Annotated in this window: 26 protein-coding genes; 16 read left to right on the forward strand and 10 right to left on the reverse strand. The window is 59.1% G+C overall.

Annotated elements, in window-relative coordinates; genetic code table 11:
• The first annotated feature begins 3 nt into the window (after window positions 1-3).
• The 5 genes from ACR0DT_RS14425 (at window position 4) to ACR0DT_RS14445 (ending at window position 3759) form a co-directional block, all read left to right on the forward strand.
• On the forward strand, window positions 4-456 hold the full coding sequence (locus tag ACR0DT_RS14425) for a DUF6173 family protein (RefSeq protein WP_170350687.1): 453 nt from the start codon (window positions 4-6) through the stop codon (window positions 454-456).
• A 62-nt stretch (window positions 457-518) separates the two neighbouring features.
• Complete coding sequence (locus ACR0DT_RS14430; protein ID WP_480711419.1) at window positions 519-2357, forward strand: glycerophosphodiester phosphodiesterase; 1839 nt, start codon at window positions 519-521, stop codon at window positions 2355-2357.
• The gene (locus tag ACR0DT_RS14435) at window positions 2344-2904 is read left to right on the forward strand and encodes a hypothetical protein (RefSeq protein WP_480711420.1); all 561 of its coding nucleotides are present in this window, start codon (window positions 2344-2346) and stop codon (window positions 2902-2904) included. Before ACR0DT_RS14430 ends, ACR0DT_RS14435 begins: the two co-directional genes overlap by 14 nt.
• A 69-nt stretch (window positions 2905-2973) precedes the next feature.
• A complete protein-coding gene (locus tag ACR0DT_RS14440; RefSeq protein ID WP_058281864.1) occupies window positions 2974-3108 on the forward strand; it encodes an aa3-type cytochrome c oxidase subunit IV in 135 nt (44 codons plus the stop codon).
• An 18-nt stretch (window positions 3109-3126) separates the two neighbouring features.
• The gene (locus tag ACR0DT_RS14445; RefSeq protein ID WP_480711421.1) at window positions 3127-3759 is read left to right on the forward strand and encodes a hypothetical protein; all 633 of its coding nucleotides are present in this window, start codon (window positions 3127-3129) and stop codon (window positions 3757-3759) included.
• Here ACR0DT_RS14445 and ACR0DT_RS14450 read toward each other — a convergent pair.
• A complete protein-coding gene (locus ACR0DT_RS14450; protein ID WP_480711422.1) occupies window positions 3748-4080 on the reverse strand; it encodes an AzlD domain-containing protein in 333 nt (110 codons plus the stop codon). The genes ACR0DT_RS14445 and ACR0DT_RS14450 overlap by 12 nt on opposite strands.
• Window positions 4077-4793 carry an AzlC family ABC transporter permease gene (locus ACR0DT_RS14455; protein ID WP_480711423.1) on the reverse strand — a complete coding sequence of 239 codons (717 nt, stop codon included), beginning with the start codon at window positions 4791-4793 and terminating at the stop codon, window positions 4077-4079. The genes ACR0DT_RS14450 and ACR0DT_RS14455 overlap by 4 nt, the downstream gene beginning before the upstream one ends.
• On the opposite strand from ACR0DT_RS14455, the gene ACR0DT_RS14460 reads away from it, so the two are divergent.
• From ACR0DT_RS14460 to ACR0DT_RS14475, 4 genes are all read left to right on the forward strand, one after another.
• Window positions 4792-5730, forward strand: coding sequence for a formate dehydrogenase accessory sulfurtransferase FdhD (locus ACR0DT_RS14460; protein WP_480711424.1), 939 nt, complete (start codon window positions 4792-4794; stop codon window positions 5728-5730). The two genes, ACR0DT_RS14455 and ACR0DT_RS14460, sit on opposite strands and share 2 nt — an antisense overlap.
• Before the next feature lie 352 nt (window positions 5731-6082).
• Complete coding sequence (gene mobA, locus ACR0DT_RS14465) at window positions 6083-6724, forward strand: molybdenum cofactor guanylyltransferase MobA (RefSeq protein ID WP_480711425.1); 642 nt, start codon at window positions 6083-6085, stop codon at window positions 6722-6724.
• The gene (mobB, locus tag ACR0DT_RS14470) at window positions 6721-7212 is read left to right on the forward strand and encodes a molybdopterin-guanine dinucleotide biosynthesis protein B (protein ID WP_480711426.1); all 492 of its coding nucleotides are present in this window, start codon (window positions 6721-6723) and stop codon (window positions 7210-7212) included. Before mobA ends, mobB begins: the two co-directional genes overlap by 4 nt.
• Complete coding sequence (locus ACR0DT_RS14475) at window positions 7209-9284, forward strand: molybdenum cofactor synthesis domain-containing protein (RefSeq protein ID WP_480711427.1); 2076 nt, start codon at window positions 7209-7211, stop codon at window positions 9282-9284. The genes mobB and ACR0DT_RS14475 overlap by 4 nt, the downstream gene beginning before the upstream one ends.
• Here the strand turns inward: ACR0DT_RS14475 and ACR0DT_RS14480 are convergent.
• From ACR0DT_RS14480 to ACR0DT_RS14490, 3 genes are all read right to left on the reverse strand, one after another.
• Window positions 9281-10273, reverse strand: a complete 993-nt coding sequence (locus tag ACR0DT_RS14480; RefSeq protein ID WP_480711428.1) for a hypothetical protein — start codon at window positions 10271-10273, stop codon at window positions 9281-9283. The genes ACR0DT_RS14475 and ACR0DT_RS14480 overlap by 4 nt on opposite strands.
• A 14-nt stretch (window positions 10274-10287) precedes the next feature.
• A complete protein-coding gene (greA, locus tag ACR0DT_RS14485) occupies window positions 10288-10758 on the reverse strand; it encodes a transcription elongation factor GreA (RefSeq protein ID WP_170749941.1) in 471 nt (156 codons plus the stop codon).
• 140 nt (window positions 10759-10898) lie between these two features.
• Complete coding sequence (locus tag ACR0DT_RS14490) at window positions 10899-11279, reverse strand: VOC family protein (RefSeq protein WP_480711429.1); 381 nt, start codon at window positions 11277-11279, stop codon at window positions 10899-10901.
• An 88-nt stretch (window positions 11280-11367) separates the two neighbouring features.
• On the opposite strand from ACR0DT_RS14490, the gene soxR reads away from it, so the two are divergent.
• The 4 genes from soxR to ACR0DT_RS14510 all read left to right on the forward strand — a co-directional run bounded on the left by soxR (window position 11368) and on the right by ACR0DT_RS14510 (window position 16233).
• Entirely contained in the window at window positions 11368-11823 is a 456-nt protein-coding gene (gene soxR, locus ACR0DT_RS14495) for a redox-sensitive transcriptional activator SoxR (RefSeq protein WP_480711430.1), read from the forward strand.
• Window positions 11824-11958: 135 nt separating this feature from the next.
• Complete coding sequence (locus ACR0DT_RS14500; protein WP_480711431.1) at window positions 11959-13605, forward strand: electron transfer flavoprotein-ubiquinone oxidoreductase; 1647 nt, start codon at window positions 11959-11961, stop codon at window positions 13603-13605.
• A 104-nt stretch (window positions 13606-13709) separates the two neighbouring features.
• Window positions 13710-15422, forward strand: a complete 1713-nt coding sequence (locus tag ACR0DT_RS14505; RefSeq protein WP_480711432.1) for a tetratricopeptide repeat protein — start codon at window positions 13710-13712, stop codon at window positions 15420-15422.
• Complete coding sequence (locus tag ACR0DT_RS14510) at window positions 15412-16233, forward strand: 4-(cytidine 5'-diphospho)-2-C-methyl-D-erythritol kinase (protein ID WP_480711433.1); 822 nt, start codon at window positions 15412-15414, stop codon at window positions 16231-16233. Before ACR0DT_RS14505 ends, ACR0DT_RS14510 begins: the two co-directional genes overlap by 11 nt.
• On the opposite strand, the gene ACR0DT_RS14515 is transcribed toward ACR0DT_RS14510, so the two are convergent.
• Window positions 16226-17224 (reverse strand): polyprenyl synthetase family protein, encoded by a 999-nt coding sequence (locus ACR0DT_RS14515; protein WP_480711434.1) that lies wholly within the window; start codon window positions 17222-17224, stop codon window positions 16226-16228. The two genes, ACR0DT_RS14510 and ACR0DT_RS14515, sit on opposite strands and share 8 nt — an antisense overlap.
• A gap of 56 nt (window positions 17225-17280) precedes the next feature.
• On the opposite strand from ACR0DT_RS14515, the gene ACR0DT_RS14520 reads away from it, so the two are divergent.
• From ACR0DT_RS14520 to ACR0DT_RS14530, 3 genes are all read left to right on the forward strand, one after another.
• Window positions 17281-17496, forward strand: coding sequence for a putative signal transducing protein (locus ACR0DT_RS14520; RefSeq protein ID WP_037316655.1), 216 nt, complete (start codon window positions 17281-17283; stop codon window positions 17494-17496).
• Window positions 17493-18266 (forward strand): tRNA1(Val) (adenine(37)-N6)-methyltransferase, encoded by a 774-nt coding sequence (locus ACR0DT_RS14525; RefSeq protein ID WP_480711435.1) that lies wholly within the window; start codon window positions 17493-17495, stop codon window positions 18264-18266. Before ACR0DT_RS14520 ends, ACR0DT_RS14525 begins: the two co-directional genes overlap by 4 nt.
• A 121-nt stretch (window positions 18267-18387) precedes the next feature.
• The gene (locus ACR0DT_RS14530) at window positions 18388-18552 is read left to right on the forward strand and encodes a YdcH family protein (protein WP_480711436.1); all 165 of its coding nucleotides are present in this window, start codon (window positions 18388-18390) and stop codon (window positions 18550-18552) included.
• Here ACR0DT_RS14530 and yddG read toward each other — a convergent pair.
• From yddG to ACR0DT_RS14550, 4 genes are all read right to left on the reverse strand, one after another.
• Window positions 18549-19415 (reverse strand): aromatic amino acid exporter YddG, encoded by an 867-nt coding sequence (gene yddG, locus ACR0DT_RS14535; RefSeq protein WP_480711437.1) that lies wholly within the window; start codon window positions 19413-19415, stop codon window positions 18549-18551. The genes ACR0DT_RS14530 and yddG overlap by 4 nt on opposite strands.
• Before the next feature lie 133 nt (window positions 19416-19548).
• Complete coding sequence (gene phbB, locus ACR0DT_RS14540; RefSeq protein WP_480429789.1) at window positions 19549-20271, reverse strand: acetoacetyl-CoA reductase; 723 nt, start codon at window positions 20269-20271, stop codon at window positions 19549-19551.
• Between the two features lie 187 nt (window positions 20272-20458).
• Window positions 20459-21634 carry an acetyl-CoA C-acetyltransferase gene (locus tag ACR0DT_RS14545; RefSeq protein WP_480711438.1) on the reverse strand — a complete coding sequence of 392 codons (1176 nt, stop codon included), beginning with the start codon at window positions 21632-21634 and terminating at the stop codon, window positions 20459-20461.
• Between the two features lie 183 nt (window positions 21635-21817).
• Entirely contained in the window at window positions 21818-22651 is an 834-nt protein-coding gene (locus ACR0DT_RS14550) for an EAL domain-containing protein (protein ID WP_480711439.1), read from the reverse strand.
• Window positions 22652-22716: the final 65 nt, after the last annotated feature.

Raw genomic sequence — 22716 nt, forward strand, 5'->3', positions numbered from 1 at the left:
GCTATGCAGGACCAGATCGAAACATCGGCCGAGGCGGCAGAAGCGGCAGCTTTGCCCCGTTGCTATGAGGTACACGCCAACCCAGACGCGAAATCCGGTGCCAAGGATCTGCCCGGGCAGCTGCAAAAACCGGTCGAGACCAAAAGCCCGGCGCAATGGGCTTATGAGCGGCTGATCCTTTACATTCAGAACTTTGAGCAGACACTGACCGGTGATCAGGAGGTCGCCATGGGCTTTACGGGCGGTGACGCCGGTGTCATGCGGATCGAAGGAATGGGCTATTTCGATCCCGATATCATCACCTTTTACGGCTCGGACGCGACCGGGGCGCGGACCCAGCTGGTACAGCATGTCAGCCAGTTGAATGTGATGCTGCGAGCGCTACCCAAATCGGTCGAGGACAAGCCCGCCAATCGCATCGGGTTCCGACTTGCAAAGGATCTGGAAGAAAGCTGATCGCCTGACTTGCAATTCACGTCTGCGCAGCCTTGAATGAGTGCAACATTCAAGGGGGCCACGTGACCAGTTTCTCAGCCGTTACAACCGCCTACAGGCGCGCTTGGGCGCGTCGCCGCGTGTTCGTGCCAATCTATGTCGCCGTGCGCCTGCTGCTGGTGGCGCTAATTGCGCCAGGCGTGGCGATTACCGTGAACCTTGCCGTGTCGCTGTCGAATCAAACCGCGCTGACGGATCAGGCCATTGCTGCTTTTATCCTTTCGCCTGCCGGGTTCATTGCCGCCGTAGCCGTGCTGAGCTTGTTTCTGCTGGCCGAAGTGTTTGTTTTCTCGGTTATGGCCGGATCGTTGCGGATGGGCGAATCCGACCCGTGGCGAGCGGGCAGTTCGGCCATCGGCCTGATCCTTTCGCGCCTGCCAGCCTTGTTCGGATTTGCCGTGCGGTTCGTGCTGCGCGTTCTGCTGCTGGTGCTGCCCTTCGCCGTGGTTGCTGCGTTGATCGCGTGGTGGACGCTGACCGAATATGACATCAACTATTACCTGACCTTCCATCCGCCATCGTTCTGGGTGGCGGTGGTGCTGATCGGGGTGGTGGTTCTGGTCATGGCCTGGGTGCTGATCCGTCGGCTCTCGGCCTGGGCGCTGTCGCTGCATTTGGTCTTGTTTGAAAATGTCCACCCTGGGCATGCATTTAACATCAGCGCCAATCGGATGGAGGGCAAACGCGGGCGCCTTAAGATCGAGCTGGCGATATGGCTGATCCTGCGCCTGATCATCGCCGCGCTGATCGCCTGGGTCGCGGGTATCCTGTTTAACATCGTCCCCCTCCAAGGCGCCAGCCATCTGCGTCTGGCGTTGCTTTACAGCCTGCTGGTGGCCGGAGTTTGGTCATTGGCCGGATTGGTGCTGGCGGCGACTGCGCTGGGCGCGCTGGCGGTATTGCTGGATGGTTTTTTTAAGATCAAGACAGCCGAGCCGCCGCATCCTGAACCCGGCAGCCTGCGCATTCCGCTGTTGGCAACCGTCGGCGCGGCGGTGGTGGCCGTGTTGGTCGGGCTGTGGTTTGGCCAGCATTTGCTGGAACGTGTGCAAGCCCCCGACCGGGCCGAGGTCATCGGCCATCGCGGCGCGGCGGCGGTGCGCCCGGAAAACACCATGGCCGCAGTGCTCAAGGCCATCGAGGACGGCGCGGACTGGGTTGAAATCGACGTGCAGGAAACGGCGGATGACGTGGTCATCGTCGCCCATGACAGCGATTTCATGAAACTTGCGGGTGTGAACCTCAAGGTTTGGGATGCAACGATGGAGGATGTGGCCCAGATCGACATCGGCAGCTGGTTCGGCCCCGAATATGCCGATGAACGTACCCCCACCCTGCGCGAGGTGCTTGAGGCTGCCAAAGGTAATGCCAAGGTTATTATCGAGCTGAAATACTACGGCCATGATGTCGATCTTGAGAATCGCGTGGTGGCTCTTGTCGAAGAGCTGGAGATGCAAGACGACATTGCCACCATGTCGTTGAAATACCCTGCGGTGCAAAAGATGAAATCCATCCGCCCTGATTGGCGGGCCGGCGTTCTGGCGGCAACGGCAGTGGGTGACCTGACAGGGCTTGAAGGCGATTTCCTTGCCGTCAACGCCGCGATGGCGACGCCGGGTCTGGTGCGCTCGGTCCATGAGGCGGGCAAGGATATTTATGTCTGGACAGTGAATGACCCGTTGCAGATGTCGGCCATGGCCTCGATGGGGGTGGACGGGCTGATCACCGACCGCCCAGCGATGGCCAATGAGGTGCTGCGGGTGCGGGCCGAAATGGGCCCGGCCGAGCGGTTGTTGCTATGGATGGCGACCACATTTGGCATGTCCATCGACACAGGGGCGATGCGCGATGAAAGCCCATAAGCTGGCGGTCTTGCTGGTTTTGATGGCCGCTCCGGCAACGGCACAGGAATTCATGCGCAACCTCGAAATGCCAGCCCATCGCGCGCTGATCGCGCAACGTGGCGATACCGATCCCATCCCCTTTGAAACGGATGGCTGTTCAGGCGGTCTGTCGGCCAGCTGGCGCTTTGTGGCTGAAACTTTCCCCAAATTCAGTGCGCTGTATGAGGCACATCCGCCGTGGGAATATTGCTGCGTGACCCATGACCGCGCCTATCACAACGCAGGTGGCGCATCGCAAGCTGACGAGAGCTTTGACGCGCGTCAGGCCGCGGATGATGCTTTGCGCGCTTGTGTCAAACAGCACGGCGACGACCATGCCGAGGATTATGCCCAACGCTATGACATGACTCCTGACCAGATTCGTACCGCTCATTTCTTTACGGCCGAAGCGATGCATGCCGCCGTGCGATTGGGCGGCGGGCCCTGTTCCGGCCTGCCTTGGCGCTGGGGTTTCGGGTATCCGGGGTGTTCTGTATTTCAATCTGGGACCCCTGCGCGCGAATGACGTGGTGACAGCCCCTGGTTTTTCGATTATCCAACATCTCAAACACGCGAATTTAGGAATCTCTGAGTCATGGCTGAATACAAGCACGGCGAAATGGACATCACCGTTCAAACCAAAACCTTCAACGGTTTCATCAAGGCCACCACATGGTGCGTGGTTGCGATCGCCTTCCTCTGCCTCTTCCTGGCGGTCTTCGCCGCGTAATCCAAACCGGGGTCGACCGTGATCAGGATTTTGCTTGCCTGCCTTCTGGCGGCAACCGTTGCAGGCTGCACCGGATCGCAGCGCCCACAGGCAGATCAGTCGGAGGTTGTGGCTCGGTCCTACCGTGATCCCGGTCCCTCGACGCTGACCCTTTATACAATGATCAACACCCGGACCGGTTCGGGTGCGCATACGTCGTTGATGATCAGCGGCAGTGAGCGGGTGATCTTTGATCCCGCGGGCTCGTTCCGCGCGGATGTTGTGCCGATCAAGAATGACGTGCTGTACGGCATCACTCCGAATGTCGAACGCGCCTATCGCAGCAGCCACGCGCGCGAGACGCATTTTGCGCGAATCCAGACCATCGAGGTTACGCCGCAACAGGCCGAGATTGCTCTACAACTGGCCAAGCAGATGGGGCCGGTATCAAGTGCGTACTGCGCCAACTCGACCTCTCGGTTGTTGCAGCAGGTGCCGGGGTTCGAGCAGATCGGCACCACGTTCTACCCGGTGAAACTGTCCGAACAATTCGGCCAGATACCGGGGGTTTCCACCACCGAGTACCGTGAGAATGACGATGCCGACCTGCAAAAGGGTCTGGCGGAGAACAACGCCCTGCTGAACCAGCAGAGCGGTGCGCTAGCCCAATAGGTACAGCAGCGCGTAAAGGGTCGCAGCCCCGGAAAAAATCGCCGCAAGTACGTTTTTTGTGATCAACCCTGCCACCAACGCAACGGCTGCAGCGGCCATACGTGGGATGTCCGGTTGACCGTCGGTCGCAGTTGGCCAGACCACCAGTGGTGCGATCAGCGCTGGCAGAATGGCCACGGCGGTATAGCGTAAATGACGCAGCAGCCAGGGTGGCATCGGGCGATCCCCAACCAGGCCGAGGAACACGAACCGCAGGCCGTAGCTGCCCATTGCCAGCCCGACAATGATGATCCACATAGTGACCGGATCGACCGCGTTCATGACGTGACCTTTCTGCGTTCGAGCCACAGTTCCGCCTGCGCCCCAGCCATCATACCGGTGCACCCAGCCACCAGCAGGCCCAGGTTATACGGCACCGCTACTGTCAGCAGTGAGACTGTGATGGCGACCAATGCAGCCACAACGTGTGGAAGGGTGCGCATCATCGGCCCGATCATTGCCAGAAACGTGATCGGCAGCGCAAAATCCAGTGCCCAGCTTTCGGGAATCCGCGTGCCCAGCACTGCCCCCAGATAAGTGGACAGTATCCACAAGGGCGTGATCGGTGAAACCGAGCCAAAGAAATAGGCCATGCGTTGAGGCACGGACATTTGGGGCTCTTTTTCGAACCGGACCATGCAGCTGGCATAGGATTGGTCGACGACCAGATAGGCGCCAATGGCACGTTGCCACAACGGTGCGGCCCCCAGATAAGGTGTCAGCGAGGCCGAATACATCGCCATCCGCAGGTTCACAGCCAAGGCTGAGGCCAGAATGATCACGGTTGGCGCGTTATCCTGCAGCAATTGCAGGGCCGCGAATTGCGCAGCGCCTGCGAAAACAGTGGCCGTGAACGCCATCGTCTGAACGATGGTCAGCCCGGTTTCGGTTGCAAAAACTCCGAACAAGGTGCCGAAAGGGATGGCGACGAAAATGAACGGGGTCCCGTCGCGAAAACCCTTCCAATAGTATGACTTGGTTGTGGTGTCTGCCATGGCTAAATCCTATGGTAATAGCCGCAGCAGTAGCGGTCTTGGGAAAGGGTTGCAATTGGCCAAGGAACTGGATGTCTCGGACTACATCATCGCCCCCGATCCCGGCGCGGCCCGCCTGACCCGCGCGGTCGAGGGCGTGGACCAGAATGGAGAGGTCAGCCAGATCTCGGTGGTGGAAGAGCGCCCTTTGACGATTTTCCTCAATTCGCAGGAGATCGTCACCGCAATGACTATTGGGGACTACCCGGAATATCTTGCGCTGGGGTTCCTGCGCAATCAGGGCATGCTACTGGCAGATGATCAGATCACGCGGGTCGATTATGACGACGATTTGGAAACTGTGATCGTGCGTACCGCGCGCGAGACATCCTATGAAGACAAGCTGAAGAAAAAGACCCGCACCAGCGGGTGCGCGGTTGGCACGGTGTTCGGCGACATGATGGAAGGGCTAGAGGACGTGCGCCTGCCGCAGGTTCAGGTGCGGACCTCGTGGCTGTATGAGCTGGCGGCTAAGATCAATCGCACGCCGTCGCTGTATCTAGAAGCCGGGGCGATCCATGGTACGGTGCTGTGTCGCGAAAACCGTCCTTTGGTCTATATGGAGGATGTGGGCCGCCACAACGCGGTCGATAAAATCGCGGGTTGGATGTTGTCCGAGGGCGAGGCAGCAGAGGACAAGATCCTATACACCACCGGTCGCCTGACTTCCGAGATGGTGATCAAAACCGCGATGATGGGCATCCCGGTTCTGGCCTCTCGCTCGGGCTTCACTGCCTGGGGCGTTGAGATCGCGCGCGAGGTCGGCCTGACCCTAATCGGCCGCATGCGCGGGCAGCGATTCGTGTGCCTTTCGGGTGAGGACCGCCTGATGCGCGACGTGGACCCGGCCAGCGTGGCGGTTGAGGATAAGAAGCATCGCAGGAAAAGTGCTGGGTAACCATGTCGGATAATTTGTTAATAGTGCCGTTGATCTTGGGGCCATTCGTGGTTTTTGGCATAGCGGGATTTTGGATTGCGGCCCGGCTTTGGTGGCCTCTTTTGGCAAGACTCGACATACCCCGGCGAAACCGAAGAGTGTCACGAAATCTGCTGTTTTCAGGATGCATAAACGGCACGCCGGAAACTATTTCAGAGCTGAAAAGGTGTAGACGCGCTTTCGCAGTTTTGTTCGCCGTATTCCTCGTGTTGTCCTATTTTATCTTCGGGTTTCCTGCCGCGATGTTCTTTTTGGCCTTCTTTGTAGTCAACGTCTTGACGACGCGGCCCTATGAACTCCTGGAGATCTCCACATGACGCGCCCACTCGGCATCATCCTCGCAGGTGGTCTCGCCACCCGAATGGGCGGCGGCGACAAGGGCCTGTTGCAGATCGGCGGGCAGAGCCTGCTGTCCCATGTGATCGACCGGCTGGCCCCACAGGTGGACGGCCTTGCGCTGAATGCTAATGGTGATCCGGAACGGTTCGCCGATCTGAACCTGCCCATTCTGCCTGACACGATCGAAGGCTTTGCTGGTCCTCTGGCGGGCGTTCTGGCCGGGCTCGACTGGGCGGCCACGCAAGGGGCTGACTATATCGTAACTGCTGCTGCCGACACGCCGTTCTTACCCCGCGATCTGGTGGAGCGTTTGGTTGCTGCGACCGAAGGTCAGACACATCCGTTGGCACTGGCCACCACGCCGCGCACCGGGGAAGAGCTGAAATCTGGGGGTGGAAAGCGGATAAACCGACACCCGACCTTTGGTCTCTGGCCGGTCGCACTGCGCGATGATTTGAGGGATGCGCTGAACGATGGGTTGCGCAAAGTCGTGCTTTGGACTGACAAACATGACGGGCGCGAGGCTCTATTCCCCGCCGATCCCTTTGACCCGTTTTTCAACGTCAACACCCCTGACGATCTGGCTCGCGCGGAACAACTGCTGGAGCAAGCATGAGGGTCTACGGCGTCACCGGCTGGAAAAACGCAGGCAAAACCGGGTTGATGGAGCGGCTGGTGACTGAAATCACCGGGCGCGGTTTTACTGTCTCGACCTTGAAACACGCCCATCACGCTGTGGATGTAGATCAGCCGGGTACGGACAGCTATCGTCATCGCACCGCAGGCGCTTCCGAGGTTCTGCTGGCCTCGGGTCAACGCGTCGCGATCATGCAAGAGCTGCGCGGCGCCCCCGAGCCATCATTGGAGGCTTTGTTGGCGCGCCTGTCGCCGGTTGATCTGGTGCTGATCGAGGGGTTCAAGCGCGAAGCCCACCCCAAGGTCGAGGCCTACCGGGCCGTGGCAGGGAATACGCTGATGGCCCCTGAGAATGCCTCCGTCCGTGCCGTCGCCAGTGACACGCCGTTGGATGTAGAAGTGCCGGTCTTTGACCTGAATGATACCGCAGCCATCGCGGATTTCATTTTGCACGAGGTCGGTTTGTGACCAGTTTCGACAGTTTTGCTATGGTCGACTGGTCCGGTGGCAATGACACCGGCCCCCGCCCGCGCAAGGATGCAATCTGGGCCTGTGTGGTCCGTCAGGGCAGGGCAGAGGAACCAATTTACCTCAGAAACCGAAAGATTGCTGAGCAATGGCTGCAAGACCTGATAGCGGATGAGATTGCCGCCGGACGGCGGTTGTGTCTGGGGTTCGATTTTCCCTTTGGCTATCCCAAAGGGTTCGCCCACGCACTGACCGGATCGGATGATCCACTGCATTTGTGGGAGTGGTTTGAGGAACGGATCGAGGATTCGCCAAAAACCAACAACCGGTTCGACTTGGCCGGAGAGATCAACCGCCGCTTTGGCGGCAAGGGCCCGTTCTGGTTCAATGGCGTGCAGCGGGACATCGACGGTCTGCCCAAGAACAAGGCTGATTATCACAACCCCTTTCCCGACCGCCGTTCCGTCGAATTGATACCCGAAGCCAAGGGCACATTTACCTGCTGGCAAATGGGCGGGACCGGTGCTGTGGGTGGTCAGGTCATGACCGGCCTGCCGGTTCTGGCCCGTTTGCGTCGCGCTTTCGCAGGGAAGGTCTCGGTCTGGCCGTTCGAGGTGCTGGACACTCTGGTTGCCTTTGTGGAAATCTGGCCCTCGCTTACCCTGGAGGCTGGGCCTAAAGACCAGATCAAGGACGCTTGGCAGGTTGAGCAGGTCGCCATGTCGCTAGCCGGAATGCCGCCCGAGGAATTGGCGGACCACCTAAACGTCAACGCAGCAGAGGAAGGCTGGATTTTGGGAGTGTCACAACGCAAGCCGGATATCGCACCGCCCCCCCTGCGCAACGATTGTTTTGCCTTGCCCGCAGGGGTGAACTGGACGCCTGTGGATGACGCGCTGGCCTTGCTGCGCCAGCGCTTGACGGTGGTCACAGCGACCGAAACGGCGGCTTTGCCGCAGGCCACAGGGCGCATTCTGGCCGAGGATATCATCGCTAAACGCTCGAACCCGCCGCAGCCGAATACGGCTGTGGATGGCTATGGGTTTGCCGGTGCGGTACCTGAGGGCCCGCAGGTGATGCCCTTACATCCCGGACGTACAGCGGCGGGAATTCCGTTCGATGGCACGGTGCCGGATGGCCACGCATTGCGCGTGCTGACCGGCGCGGCGCTGCCTGCGGGCGTGGACACGGTCATTCTGGAAGAGGACGTGACAGTACAGGACGGCCACATCGCCTTTCACGGCCCTTTGAAACAAGGGGCCAATACTCGTCGCGCTGGTGAGGACATAACCGAGGGCGATCTGGTTCTGCCCGCGGGTCGCAGGTTGACGCCTGCCGATCTGGCATTGTTGTCGGCCACCGGAATCGCAGAGGTTTCCGTGCGCAAGACGCTGCGAGTGGCAGTGTTGTCGACCGGGGACGAGTTAGTCGAACCCGGAGAAAGTGCCGGGCTGGGCCAGATATTTGATGCCAATCGTCCAATGCTGCTGTCGCTGATCGAGCGCATGGGCTTTCAGCCGGTAGATATGGGGCGGGTTTCAGACGACCGGGAGGATTTGCGCGACCGCCTGAACACAGCGGCGGAACAGGCGGATGTGATCCTGACCAGTGGCGGTGCATCTGCCGGGGATGAGGATCACGTATCGGCCCTGTTGCGAGAGGCGGGCGCGATGCAGGAATGGCGGATTGCGCTAAAACCAGGACGGCCGCTGGCTCTGGGATTGTGGGAAGGTACGCCGGTGTTTGGCCTGCCGGGCAATCCGGTGGCGGCCAAGGTTTGTACGTTGATCTTTGCACGTCCGGCGTTGGGTCTGATGGCCGGTGAAGGCTGGCAGGACCCACAGGGGTTTGATCTGCCTGCCGCTTTTGAAAAACGCAAGAAACCGGGCCGCCGCGAATATCTGCGCGCCCGTGTGCGCGATGGCCGGGCCGAGGTATTTGCCTCGGAAGGGTCGGGCCGTATCAGTGGGCTTAGCTGGGCGGAAGGGCTGGTCGAGATCGAAGACGGCGCACGGCATATCAAACCGGGCGATATGGTCCGGTTCATCCCCTACGGTAGTTTTGGGCTTTAATCAAAGGTCCCAGCGACGCGCCCCAGCAGCATAAACGCCCGCGCTGTGCGGGTTTCGCCCAGGGCTGTCAGATCGGCATCGCTGGCTTCGGGCTCAAAGGCCACTATCATGTGGTCAAATCGGCGCAGGAAATGGTGCGCGGCGTCGCGAAAGATCGGATCCTGCTTCATGCGCGCAGCCGTTAGCGCCAGCGATGACCGATCCCGAATACCACCCAATGCCGCAACCGAGCGTCCACGGGCACCCTGCGCGAATTGGCGCCAGATTTCGGGGCGAGCCATGTCAGGGCGCAGGTCATCCATATAGATGCCTTCCTGGCTGAGCAGGGTTAGAACATCCTGCGAAGCCTGCACCAATTGCGCGGTCTTGCGGTCCTTCAGCGCCAGACGCAGGGCATCGAACCCTTCGGTGTCATCTTGAGTTTCGGGAAAGTTCAGCGCCCGGATGAAGATATTAGTGCTCAGCGGCGGAGCAATGTCTTCGGCCTGCGTGCCCAGCTCTAACGTGGTTTGGTCGCCGGTTCGGATCGGCGCAGCTGCCCGCGCAGGTTCGCTGCGATTGGTGGAAAACGTGGCGAGCGCGCTTTCAGTTTTTTTCGTGGATACGGCGATTTCGTCCAGCTTCTTGCTGACTGCCGGTTCATGGGAAATAGCGGCCCGCTGTTGCTGAAGGACATAGGTGTGCCGGATTGCATCAATCGCGGTCTGCAACCGCTCACTTTCTTCGCGCATGACGCGGCTGGCGCGCATCGCCGTGGCCGCGACCCAGATCATTGCCACCGGCATAAACACCGCCAATAGGGTGACCACAAACCCGCCGCCCTCAACATCGTCGGGCAGCACCAGAAAGACCACCGAAACCACCAGCCAGATCAAGCTCAGCACAACGGCTGCGATTTCGATCTCGGTTACGGACGGGCGAGAGGGCTTGTCGTAAATACCCAGCGACGTCGGTCGCTCGGCTTCCTGTTCAGACTTGGGCTCGGACATGAGGGACGCTCCGGTCAGGCGTACTCGATACTCAGAACTTCGTAAGACCGAACACCGCCGGGGGTGCGGACCTCGACACTGTCGCCTTCGTCCTTGCCAATCAGGGCACGGGCGATGGGGGATTTGATGTTCAGCAGGCCGTTTTCGATATTGGCCTCGTACTCACCCACAATTTGCCAGGTCTTTTCTTCATCTGTGTCTTCATCGACCAGCGTAACCTTTGCACCGAATTTGATCGCACCAGACAGTTTGGCCGGGTCGATCACGTCGGCCAGCGACAGGATGCCTTCCAGCTCTTTGATGCGACCTTCGATAAATCCCTGCTTTTCGCGGGCCGAGTGATACTCGGCATTTTCCTTCAGGTCGCCCAGTTCACGGGCCGAGGCGATGGCCTCGATGATCGCAGGGCGCTCAACGGATTTCAGGTTCTTCAGCTCTGCCTCGAGCGCGGCATTGCCCGCAGGCGTCATCGGAATTTTTTCCATGGTCTTGTCGTCCACGCATAAATTGATGCGCCCCGCCGCATGGAACCAGCGTCGGGGCGAATTGATGGGTTGGCAAATACCTGACCCAAATGAGGCGTGAATTGCAAGAGGGCTTGGCCCTTCAGCGGGCGGATTACGGCCTATCCATAACTAATCACTTCGAATTCGATGCCATTGTCGTCGTCAAAGTAGAACCGTTTGCCGGGTTCGTAATCTGCATGGGATTTTGGGGTGAATCCGGCTTTGATCACTTGCTGTTCGGTAGCGTCGAGATCTTCGACCAAAACACCCACATGGTTCAGCCCGCCAATGATGTCATAGCTGCTTTCGCCTGATAGTTGCGGATCGCTGGGCGCATACAGTGCCAGATAGGTGTGCGCGCTGCCGACATGCACCGTGTAGCCGCCCGCTATGGCCGGGCCTTCCCAGCGGGTTTTCCAGCCAAATACCTTGTGCATCCATGCGGCCGAGGCCTGCGGGTCGCGAACGGTGAAATTGGTGTGTTCGAGTGTCGCCATCATGGGGGTCTCCTTTGTGAATTGAGGCTTGTCACGACTCACTGTAATTTCTAAACCTAACTTTAAGTCAAGGTAATTTTGCGAGATCAAAATGGCGGTATCTGAGGGGCTGGCAATTGGCGCATTGGCCCGGCGCACCGGGCTGGCGGTATCGGCTATCCGGTATTACGAGGCACAGGGTCTGATCGCGCCTTGGCGCAACGCAGGCGGGCAGCGGCGGTATCAGCGCGCCGATATTCGGCGGTTGAGTTTCGTCATGATCGCCCAGCAATTCGGATTGACCTTGCCTGAGATCAGGGAGGTGCTGTCAGACCTGCCCGGCAACCGCACACCGACACCAAAGGATTGGCAGAGAATTAGTGTCGGGCTGCGTGACCGTCTGGATCAGCGAATCGCCACCTTGACGCGGTTGCGCGACAATCTGGATGGCTGCATCGGTTGCGGTTGTCTGAGCCTGCCGAAATGCGCCCTTTACAACCCGGATGACCGCGCCAAATCCCATGGTAGCGGTCCCAGGTACCTTATGGGGGACTCTCCCGATACATAACTGCCGCATTGCAGCAATGTTACGCCGTGTTTTGATTGACCAAGGTCTTTCCAACCATGTAATCAGCCGTGAAACAATATTGCGCCGACCGCATGTAGAAAGCGCCAATTCGGAAAGTTAGCTAAGGAGCCCGCGATGGCCGAGATTGAACGCGAAGCGATGGAATACGATGTGGTGATCGTGGGCGCAGGCCCGGCGGGCCTGTCAGCGGCCATCCGTCTGAAACAGCTGGATGCCGATCTGAACGTCGTTGTTCTGGAAAAGGGCTCGGAAGTGGGCGCGCATATCCTGTCGGGCGCGGTGCTGGATCCGTGCGGTCTGGACGCGCTGATTCCTGACTGGAAGGAAAAAGGCGCGCCGCTGAACACGCCGGTGACCGAAGACAATTTCTATATGCTGGGTGAGGCGGGCAAGATTCGCATCCCGAACTTCCCGATGCCGCCACTGATGAACAACCACGGCAACTACATCGTCTCGATGGGCAATGTCTGCCGTTGGATGGCAGAACAGGCCGAAGAGCTGGGCGTGGAAATCTTCCCCGGCATGGCATGTTCGGAACTGGTTTATGGCGACAATGGCGAGGTCAAAGGCGTCGTGGCTGGCGTGTTCGGCCTTGAGCCCGACGGATCGTATGGCCCCGGCACCGAGCCAGGGATGGAACTGCACGGCAAATATGTCTTCCTGTCGGAAGGCGTGCGCGGCTCGCTGTCCAAGGAAGTGATCGCCAAATACGATCTGCAGGCTGGCAAAGAGGTGCAGAAATACGGCGTCGGTATGAAAGAGATCTGGGAGATCGATCCGGCCAAGCACAAGGAAGGCTCGGTCACCCATACCATGGGCTGGCCGCTGGGCAGCAATGCGGGCGGCGGGTCGTTCATCTATCACCTGGAAAACAATCAGGTCTATGTCGGGTTCGTGGTGCACCTGAACTACAAGAACCCGCATCTGTACCCGTACATGGAGTTCCAGCGCTTCAAGCATCACCCGGTGGTGGCCGATCTGCTGAAAGGCGGCAAGCGCGTGGCTTATGGTGCACGTGCGATCACCGAGGGCGGCTATCAGTCGATGCCCAAGCTGGTGGCGCCCGGTGTGGCGCTGCTGGGCTGCTCGGCGGGCATGGTCAACGTGCCGCGCATCAAGGGCAACCACAACGCAATGCTGTCGGGCAAGGCCGCTGCCGAAGCAGCCTATGACGCCATCAAGGCTGACCGTTCGGGCGATGAGCTGACCGCTTATGAGGTCGATGTCCGTGACGGCGCCATTGGTGACGACCTGAAAAAAGTGCGCAACGTCAAACCGCTGTGGTCGAAATACGGCCTGACCGCTTCGCTGGTACTGGGCGGTATGGACATGTGGACCAACACGCTGGGCTTTTCGCTGCTGGGCACGCTGGGCCACGGCAAGAACGATGCTGAATCGACCGAAGAGGCCAGCAAGCATCAGCCCATCGACTATCCCAAACCCGATGGCACGCTGTCCTTCGACCGTCTGACCAACGTCTCGTTCGCGATGACCAACCACGAGGAAAGCCAGCCCTGCCACCTGAAGCTGACCGACCCGGACATTCCGGTCAAAGTGAACCTGCCCAAGTTCGACGAACCGGCGCAGCGTTACTGCCCGGCAGGCGTGTATGAGATGGTCGAGGATGAAGGCACACCGCGCTTCGTGATCAACTTCCAAAACTGCGTGCACTGCAAGACCTGTGATATCAAAGACCCCAGCCAGAATATTACCTGGACCACACCCCAGGGCGGCGACGGGCCAAACTATCCAAACATGTAAGCAAAAAACCGGGCACTGGCAGGGTCGTGAAAGCTCTGCCATTGCCTCTTGCCAGCCAAAGCCCTAGCTTGTTTCGCAGACAAGAACAGCAAGGCAGGATTTTGGTGATTTCTCTGGTTCGTCGCGCCGCAGTGGCTGCGCTCTTCACCTCGTCGATTGCGCTTCCGGCGCTGGCGGATTCCGGGTCAGGTGCATATCTGGCCGGCCGTCAGGCTATCTATCAGAACGATTACTCGTCTGCTGAAAGATACTACGCGCAGGCCCTAAAGGCCGATCCCGAAAATGCAGCATTGCTAGAAAGCGTTGTTGTCGCCCGGCTGGCCCTGGGCGAAGTAAAACGCGCACTGCCTGTTGCGCAGATGATTGAAGATATCGGCCTGCCCAGCCAGGCAGCTCGGATGGTGATCACCGCTAATCTGGTGGCCGATGGCAAGCTCGATGAATTGCTGGCCCGCGATCCCGAAACACAGGGAGTGGGGCCTTTGGTCGATGGCCTGATGCAGGGTTGGGCGTATATTGGCCAAGGGGCCATGACCAGTGCGATGGAAAAGTTTGACGAGGTCGCAACGCAGGACGGCTTGCGCGACTTCGCCCTGTACCACAAAGCGTTGGCGCTGGCCTCGTTTGGCGATTTCGAGGGGGCTGAAGAAGTTTTCACGGCCCATAACGGTGCTGTCGCCCGCTTTTCCCGCCGGGCAGCTCTGGCCAGAGCTGAGGTTCTGTCGCAGCTGGACCGTAATGAAGAGGCCCAGCAATTCCTTGGTGAGGTATTTGCGGCGGGCAGCGACCCGTCCATCGAAGGTTATGTGGCGCGTTTGAGCGAAGGTGACACCCTGCCGTTCACCCATGTGCAATCGGCGCGGGATGGCATGGCCGAGGTGTTCTTTTCCGTTGGCGCGGCGCTAAGCAACGAGGCGGCGCAGAATTACGTCCTGCTCTATGTTCGCACAGCTGTCTTTCTGCGCCCGGGTCACGTTGACGCAATTCTGCTGAGTGCCGAGCTGCTGGACGCGCTGGAACAATATGATCTGGCCGTGGAAGCCTATCGTCAGGTGCCCGTCAGTAGTAGCGACTATCATGCTGCCGAGTTGGGCCGGGCCGAGGTACTCAGCCGGTCAGACAAAAAGGATGCGGCTGCCGAGGTGTTACAGACGCTGGCCAGCCAGAACCCGAACCTGCCCAGCGTTCATGTGGCGTTGGCCGATCTGCAACGCCAGCAAGAGGATTACGCCAACGCAGTTGCGTCTTATGATCGTGCGATTGAGCTGACCGATACCGGTGCAGGCGGGAATTGGTTCCTACACTATGCTCGTGGCATCTCGCACGAAAGGCTCAAGCAATGGGATCAGGCCGAAGCTGATTTCCGTCGCGCGCTGGAACTGAACCCGGATCAGCCGCAAGTGCTGAACTATCTGGGGTATTCTCTGGTTGAACGGCGTGAAAAGTTGGACGAGGCGTTGGACATGATCGAACGGGCAGTCGCGGCGCGACCAGACAGTGGCTATATCGTCGACAGTCTGGGCTGGGTCCTGTTCCGTCTGGGCCGTTATGACGAGGCCGTTGAACATATGGAGCGCGCAGTCGAGCTGATGGCGGTTGACCCGGTGGTGAACGACCATCTGGGCGACGTATATTGGGCCGTGGGCCGCGCGCGTGAGGCGGAATTCCAGTGGAAGCGCGCCTTGTCCTTCATTGATCCCGAAGACACTGATGGTGAGGCGGATCCCGACCGTATCCGCCGCAAGCTGGAAATCGGTCTGGATGGCGTTCTGGCCGAAGAAGGGGCAGAACCGCTGAAGGTTGCCAATGGCAACTGAGGCTTTCGCGCCCGCCAAAATCAACCTGACCCTACATGTGACCGGCCAACGGGCTGATGGATATCACCTGTTGGATTCACTGGTCGTGTTTGCGGATGTCGGCGACAGGTTGCACTTCACGCCAGGCCCCGAATTGTCGATTTCAGTTACCGGAGAACACGCCAAAGGTGTCCCTACGGATAGCCGTAACCTAGTCTGGAAAGCAGCCGAGGCTGCGGACTGGACCGGGCATATCGGCCTGAACAAGGTGCTGCCGCATGGTGGCGGAATTGGCGGAGGATCATCCGACGCCGCAGCAACCCTCCGCATGGCCGCTGATCAAGGCATGCCCATCTTGCGTGACAAGCCGCTGTCTCTGGGTGCGGATGTGCCGGTCTGTATGTTGGCCCATGCCGCCCGGATGCGTGGGATTGGTGAGCAGCTAGACCCGGTGGCATTGCCCCCATTGCCTGCCTTGTTGGTCAATCCCGGCGTAGAAATGCCCACTGGCGCGGTGTTCTCGGCCCTGGACAGTCGTACCAACCCACCTATGCCCGATGATATCCCTGATTTTGAGACACCCGAGGATTGCGCGACATGGCTGCGAAGGCAGCGCAATGATCTGGAACCACCGACAATAGGGTTGGCTCCAGATGTGGCCCGTGTGCTTGATGAATTGTCAGACACTAAACAGGCGCTACTGGCCCGCATGTCGGGCTCGGGCTCAACCTGTTTTGCGCTCTACCCCACGATGAAAGACGCGCATTTCGCAGCTTATGAGATCGGCGCGGCCCATCCCGATTGGTGGTGCCGCGCAGTACAGCTTAATTGAGGCGAGAGACGACGTAATCGGCCAGATCGCGCAGCAATGTGCGAATCTCATGATCGGGCAGGGGCGCCAGCGCATCCTTTGCCTTGGTAGCCCAGCCAAACGCGTCCGTCCGCGTGGCGTCCAGCGTGCCGTATTTGCCCATCAGGCTCAACGCGTGGTCCAGATCGCCCTCGTCCTGACGGCCCCGGCCAATTGTTCGCTCCCAAAATGCGTGCTCGTCAGGGGTCGCTTGCGCCACAGCCTTGATCACCGGCAAAGTCAATTTGCGCTCGCGGAAGTCGTCACCAATGTTTTTGCCCGTGGTTATGCTATCGCCTTGATAATCCAGCAAATCATCGGCGATCTGGAAGGCAATACCCAGCGCATCACCATAGTCGTAAAGCGCATTGACCTGTTCCTCCGACGCGCCTGCGATCACACCGCCAACTTCGGTCGCGGCCGAGAACAGCGCGGCGGTCTTGCCGCGCACAACCTGCAGGTAAATCGCTTCATCGGTGCCCAGATCGGTGGCTGCAGTCATCTGCAGCACTTCGCCTTCGGCAATTGTGGCCGAGGCATTGGCCAGAATATCCAGAACGCGCAGCGATCCAGTCTCAACCATCAGCTGGAAACTGCGGGAGAACAGGTAATCGCCCACCAGAACGCTGGATTTGTTGTCCCACAGCAGGTTCGCCGTTGGGCGGCCACGCCGTTGGGCGCTTTCGTCGACAACGTCGTCATGCAGGAGGGTCGCGGTGTGGATGAATTCTACCGTTGCAGCCAGACGCACATGATGGTCGCCCGAATAACCGAACAGGCGTGCAGCGGCCAGCGTCAGCATCGGGCGCAGCCGTTTGCCGCCAGCTTCGACCAGATGCGCCGTCACCTCGGGGATGCGCGGCGCGTGTTCCGAGGCCATGCGCGTGCTGATCAATTCATTCACCGCGCCCATTTCGTCGGTCAGAAGGTCCGCCAGCCGCTCATGCGGTTTTGTGATCGTGTCGATATCCATCACACTCCTGATACAAGGCTCGACTTTCGGCTAACCTTGCCCTTACATCCATCCCCATGAAAGAACTTTTGCGCAGCACCGATCCAACGATCCTGGCCTTTGCTTCGGCCCTTCTTGAGGGTGAGGATATAGACTGCTTTCAGATGGACGTAAATATGAGCATCCTCGAAGGCGGCATCGGAATCTTCCCCCGCCGCCTTATGGTGCGGGCCGATGATCTGACGCGGGCCGAACGGGTGATGCGTGATAACGAAATTCCCTTGGGCCGATGAGTCATTTCCCAGATAGCGAATTGACCTGTAACGATTTTTTGAACGGCCGTGTGCGCCTGTGGCAGCCGCGTTCGGGATATCGTGCGGGTGTGGATCCAGTCTTGCTGGCAGCGGCTGTCCCGGCGACACGTGGTCACACCGTGCTGGAGCTGGGCTGCGGGGCAGGGGCGGCGATCCTCTGCCTTCTGGCGCGCGTACCAGGGTTGCAAGGTGTCGGTGTGGAATTGCAGACACCTTATGCCGATCTGGCGCGTCGTAACGCGGCTGAAAATGAAGCATCGTTAGAAGTAGTCGAGGCCGATCTCACTGCCCTTCCTTCTGATTTGAGACAACGCCAGTTCGATCATGTGATTGCCAACCCGCCTTATTACCGTGCCGGAGCACACAGCGCCGCCGCTGACGAAGGGCGGGCCGTCGCGCTGGGTGAGGGCACAGCGCTGGAACTTTGGTTCGATATTGCGGCCAAACGCCTCGCGCCTCGCGGCTATTTGCACATGATCCAAAAGGCCGACCGTTTGCCGGACATGCTGGTGGCGTGTAACGGGCGTTTGGGCTCGGTCGAGCTGTTGCCGCTGGCGGCACGCACCAGTCGGGCCGCAGAATTGGTGATTCTACGGGCCAGAAAGGGCGGAAAAGCCGCGTTTCGGCTGCATGCGCCACTGATCCTGCATGCCGGGGATCGCCATGAAAAAGACAGTGAAAGCTATACTCCGCAGGTTTCGGCGGTCCTGCGCGACGGGGCTGCTTTGCCGGGATTTTCCGGTCAATAGGCATTAACCAGCCGAATTTGTCGGATTTATTACAGAATCTGTGCGTATGCAGCGTGACAGTCTGGAAACGATGTGGTCAACTTCTTACGTGAAACTCAGACACCAACAGAGGAGTATCGCCATGAGCGTGAGCGCACACTTGACCGAACTGAAGAAGAAGCACGAATCTCTCGGTCTCGAAGTAGAACAAGCCCAACGCTCGCCAGGTATCGATGATCTCCATATTGCGCAACTCAAAAAACAGAAGCTTAAGTTAAAAGAAGAGATCGAACGCTTATCACACTAGCGAGTCATACTGGCCTGCGCGGCAATCGCCGCGCCGCCTGTGATGAAAACGGCCGCGATCGCCAGCTCCCAGGACGGGGCGGCGATCCCGGCCACAACCAAAGCCAACGTAGACAACAGCGGTGCCGCGTAAGAGGCCGTGCCGAGGATTTGTATGTCGCCCTGCTTTACCCCGATATCCCATACATAAAACGCCAACCCCACCGGCCCCAGTCCAAGTGCTAAGACCGAGGCCCAGCCAAAAGCGCTGTTGGGCCAAATGGTGTCTTCAACGGCCAGATGCAGCGCACCCGAGGCGATGGCGGCCGAAATGCAAAACACCGCAACCGAACTGGTCGGCGTGTCCCCCAACCGGCGCGACAGGACCGAATAGCCCGACCATGTCAGCGCGCATAGCAGCGCCAACCCATACCCGGGCAGATGAGCGGTCTGAAACCCCGCACTGCCGCCCCCGGCGATGATCACGGTGGCACCGGCAAAGCCCAGACACGCCCCGAAGAGATGACCGATACGCAGATGCTCGCCCGGTAAAAGCCCAGAAAACAGCACGATCAGCAGGGGCCAAAGATAGGCGATCAGCCCGGCCTCGGCCGCCGGAGCCATGCGCAGGGCCGAGAAGTACAACGCGTGGTAGCCAAATAACCCTACAGTACCGAATAGATACGTCGTCCAAGGCACTGCACGTAGTTGGGGCATCCCGCCCGACGCCCATGTCCAGATCAGACCCAGTGAGCCTCCAATAGAAAAACAGATGGCGTTCAGCAAAAGCGGCGGCGTGGGCGTAGAGCCGACCGTAAACAGCGCCAGCAGAGACCACAGTAGAACGGCCACAAAACCGATGGCCGTAGCGCGTGTTTTTGTCATGGGAAGACCTCTTGCTGCGTTTTGATTTGAACGGACAGGGCCGCCAGGGAGATTTACAATTCTTCAACATGCCTGCCGAGACAAAAAAGGCCGATCCAAAAGGACCGGCCTGCTTTGTTTATTGTACGTCAGATCAGACGAAGAACTGCGCACCGTTGGCCGAAATCGTCGAGCCATTGATGAACTGAGAATCGTCAGACGCCAGGAATGCCACGCAGCGCGCGATTTCTTCGGGCTCGCCCAGACGACCGGCGGGAATCTGACCGATGATGGATTCGCGAACTTTTTCCGGAACCGCCATCACCATCTCGGTTGCGATATAGCCGGGGCAAATCGCGTTTGCAGTGATGCCCGCGCGTGCGCCCTCTTGCGCCAGGGACTTCACGATGCCCAGATCGCCTGCTTTGGTCGCGGCATAGTTCACCTGTGCAAACTGCCCTTTCTGACCATTGATCGAGCTAATGACGATTACGCGGCCAAACTTGCGCTCGCGCATGCCGGGCCAAATGGGGTGAACGGTGTTGAACACGCCGGTCAGGTTGGTGTCGATCACGTCTTTCCACTGATCGGGTGTCATTTTGTGGAAGGGTGCGTCGCGGGTGATGCCTGCGTTGGCGACCACGATGTCGATCGGGCCAACCTCGGCCTCGACCTTTTCGAGGCCAGCTTTTGATTCGTCGTAATCGGCCACGTTCCACTTGTAGGTGGCGATGCCGGTTTCCTCGGTGAATTTTGCGGCGGCTTCGTCATTGCCGGCATAGGTGGCTGCAACATTGTAGCCTTCGGCCTTGAGCGCCTTGGAAATTGCTGCGCCGATGCCGCGGGAACCGCCGGTGACGAGTGCTGTACGTGCCATTGAGGAATCCTCCAATTTAGTCTGACTTGGTAATTCTGTTACTCTGAGAGAGATTGCTGCGCAATATCGTTTCGTGTTCGTTTTTGTCTTTCTGTTCGGCGATATTGTCGCATCTACGGTTTAAAGCCTGATTGTAACAAAAAAGGGCGTCCAGTGGACGCCCTTTTCTATTTAGTTGTCAACGCACTTAGTCGCGCTCCACGCACAGGGCGACACCCATGCCGCCACCAATGCACAGGGTCGCCAGACCCTTTTTCGCGTCGCGGCGTTTCATTTCGAACAGCAGCGTGTTCAGAACGCGGCAACCCGAAGCACCGATTGGGTGACCGATTGCGATGGCTCCGCCGTTGACGTTCACGATCGACGGGTCCCAGCCCATGTCTTTGTTCACGGCGCAGGCTTGTGCGGCGAAGGCTTCGTTGGCTTCGACCAGATCCAGATCGTCTACCGACCAGCCTGCCTTTTCCAGTGCTTTACGCGACGCGTAGATCGGGCCAACACCCATGATCGACGGGTCCAAACCAGCGGTCGCGTAAGATGCGATGCGGGCAAGAGGCTCGATCCCGCGCTTTTCAGCGTTCTCAGCCGACATCAGAAGGGTCGCTGCTGCACCGTCGTTCAGGCCCGAGGCGTTTGCCGCAGTGACCGAGCCGTCTTTGGTGAAGGCAGGGCGCAGTTTGGCCATGGCTTCCATGGTCGCGCCGTGGCGGATGTATTCGTCCTTGTCCATCACGATGTCGCCCTTGCGGGTCTTGATGGTGAAAGGCACGATTTCGTCGGCGAATTTGCCTGCCTTTTGCGCGGCTTCTGCCTTGTTTTGCGAAGCGACGGCGAATTCGTCCTGCATATCACGGCTGATCTGCCATTTCTCGGCGACGTTTTCGGCAGTCTGACCCATGTGATAGCCGTTAAAGGCATCCCACAGACCGTCGCGGATCATGGTGTCGATATATTTCATGTCACCCATTTTGTGGCCGGCGCGCAGGGCGGCGGCATGGGGCGACAGGGTCATGTTTTCCTGACCACCAGCGGCGACGATCTCGGCATCGCCCAATTGGATGTGCTGGGCACCCAGTGCCACGGCACGCAAGCCCGAGCCACATACCTGGTTGATGCCCCAAGCCGCGCTTTCCTGCGGCAGACCGGCATTGATATGGGCCTGACGGGCCGGGTTCTGGCCCTGAGCCGCCGTCAGCACCTGACCCATGATGGTTTCACTTACTTCACCTTTGTCGACCCCGGCGCGTTCTACAACGGCCTCAAGCACGGCGGTGCCCAGATCATGTGCGGGTGTGTTTGCAAACGAGCCGCCAAAACTGCCGACACCGGTGCGTGCGGCGGATGCGATTACTACGTTGGTCATATAGACAATCCTTTACCATCAAGGTCCTGTGGGAACCGTGATGGCGCAGATCGTAGAAGTCCAGCCCCTATGATCCAGAGCGCCCCATGATCCCCCGCTCCAACTGCACATGGAATAGCGTAACGCTGCAGTTGCAGCAACGGTTAGCTTGTCTCAGGTTCCGCAGGGGTAGTTTTTCGGCGCTTAGCTACCGGTTTGCTTGGCTTTTTCACCCCTCCAGGGGGCCGAAACAGTGGGCGCGCCGAACAAAAAGCCCTGCAGGCAGTCCACGCCATTGGCCACCAGGAATTCAGCATCTTGCCTGGTTTCGACCGATTCGGCGGTCACTAGAATTTCAAATTCCCGCGCCACAGCGACCAGCGCCCGGACCAGCGCCTGATTGTCCGGATTATCGGCAATCCCGCGGACGAACTGCCCGTCGATCTTGGCGGCGTCGAACAAAAACTCGCGAAAATGGCGGAAACTGAAATTGCTTGCGCCGAAATCGTCCAGCGCAAAAGCCACGCCGCGCGGTTGCAACCGATCCATGAAATCAATCACCAGTTCTGGTACTGTCATGGCCGAGCTTTCCGATATTTCCAGGATCAGCCGTTCGCCCACGCTGGAATCTTTCCTGAGAAAACGCTCTAGCACTCGCGAATACCGCGTGTAGCCGATTGAACGTGCGGACATGTTGATGGACAGGCGGATGTCGGGGTTTTTGGTCAACGTCCTCAGCCCCATTTCAAGCGCGACGCAATCCAGGTCACGTCCGATGGGGGTGTTTTCAAGCTGTGGCATGAAATCGCGCGCAGGTATAACCCGCCCGGTTTCGTCTAGTACCCGAATGAACCCTTCGTAGAACGCCACGCCGAATGGTTGATGCGCCTGCATCACAGGCTGAAAGGCCAGTTTGCACTGTTTGTACTTCACCGCTTCTGTCGCCATCTGGACCGAGGATTCGTCACGGGATGCGACGGCCGCGTTCAGCGGGCTTTCGGTACCTTCGGGCACATCTGCCTGTTTTCTGTCCCGCATGTCCTTGCCAAGCCCCTTCGCGTCGCCGGTCAGGGCCTCATTTCAAGGCAAAGGTATGAATCTGC

The sequence above is a fragment of the Ruegeria sp. BI11 genome, from assembly GCF_056538005.1.

Bases quoted from the DNA above. Each gene is read 5' to 3' on its own strand.
- ACR0DT_RS14530 (WP_480711436.1), top strand. From the start codon at position 18,388: ATGAGCGTGAGCGCACACTTGACCGAACTGAAGAAGAAGCACGAATCT.
- ACR0DT_RS14525 (WP_480711435.1), top strand. From the start codon at position 17,493: ATGAGTCATTTCCCAGATAGCGAATTGACCTGTAACGATTTTTTGAAC.
- ACR0DT_RS14490 (WP_480711429.1), bottom strand. From the start codon at position 11,279: ATGATGGCGACACTCGAACACACCAATTTCACCGTTCGCGACCCGCAG.
- mobB (WP_480711426.1), top strand. From the start codon at position 6,721: ATGAGGGTCTACGGCGTCACCGGCTGGAAAAACGCAGGCAAAACCGGG.
- ACR0DT_RS14550 (WP_480711439.1), bottom strand. From the start codon at position 22,651: ATGCGGGACAGAAAACAGGCAGATGTGCCCGAAGGTACCGAAAGCCCG.
- greA (WP_170749941.1), bottom strand. From the start codon at position 10,758: ATGGAAAAAATTCCGATGACGCCTGCGGGCAATGCCGCGCTCGAGGCA.
- ACR0DT_RS14455 (WP_480711423.1), bottom strand. From the start codon at position 4,793: ATGGCAGACACCACAACCAAGTCATACTATTGGAAGGGTTTTCGCGAC.
- soxR (WP_480711430.1), top strand. From the start codon at position 11,368: ATGGCGGTATCTGAGGGGCTGGCAATTGGCGCATTGGCCCGGCGCACC.
- ACR0DT_RS14425 (WP_170350687.1), top strand. From the start codon at position 4: ATGCAGGACCAGATCGAAACATCGGCCGAGGCGGCAGAAGCGGCAGCT.
- ACR0DT_RS14440 (WP_058281864.1), top strand. From the start codon at position 2,974: ATGGCTGAATACAAGCACGGCGAAATGGACATCACCGTTCAAACCAAA.
- ACR0DT_RS14545 (WP_480711438.1), bottom strand. From the start codon at position 21,634: ATGACCAACGTAGTAATCGCATCCGCCGCACGCACCGGTGTCGGCAGT.
- ACR0DT_RS14510 (WP_480711433.1), top strand. From the start codon at position 15,412: ATGGCAACTGAGGCTTTCGCGCCCGCCAAAATCAACCTGACCCTACAT.
- ACR0DT_RS14435 (WP_480711420.1), top strand. From the start codon at position 2,344: ATGAAAGCCCATAAGCTGGCGGTCTTGCTGGTTTTGATGGCCGCTCCG.
- phbB (WP_480429789.1), bottom strand. From the start codon at position 20,271: ATGGCACGTACAGCACTCGTCACCGGCGGTTCCCGCGGCATCGGCGCA.
- ACR0DT_RS14480 (WP_480711428.1), bottom strand. From the start codon at position 10,273: ATGTCCGAGCCCAAGTCTGAACAGGAAGCCGAGCGACCGACGTCGCTG.
- ACR0DT_RS14515 (WP_480711434.1), bottom strand. From the start codon at position 17,224: ATGGATATCGACACGATCACAAAACCGCATGAGCGGCTGGCGGACCTT.
- ACR0DT_RS14460 (WP_480711424.1), top strand. From the start codon at position 4,792: ATGGCTAAATCCTATGGTAATAGCCGCAGCAGTAGCGGTCTTGGGAAA.
- mobA (WP_480711425.1), top strand. From the start codon at position 6,083: ATGACGCGCCCACTCGGCATCATCCTCGCAGGTGGTCTCGCCACCCGA.
- yddG (WP_480711437.1), bottom strand. From the start codon at position 19,415: ATGACAAAAACACGCGCTACGGCCATCGGTTTTGTGGCCGTTCTACTG.
- ACR0DT_RS14450 (WP_480711422.1), bottom strand. From the start codon at position 4,080: ATGAACGCGGTCGATCCGGTCACTATGTGGATCATCATTGTCGGGCTG.
- ACR0DT_RS14500 (WP_480711431.1), top strand. From the start codon at position 11,959: ATGGCCGAGATTGAACGCGAAGCGATGGAATACGATGTGGTGATCGTG.
- ACR0DT_RS14520 (WP_037316655.1), top strand. From the start codon at position 17,281: ATGAAAGAACTTTTGCGCAGCACCGATCCAACGATCCTGGCCTTTGCT.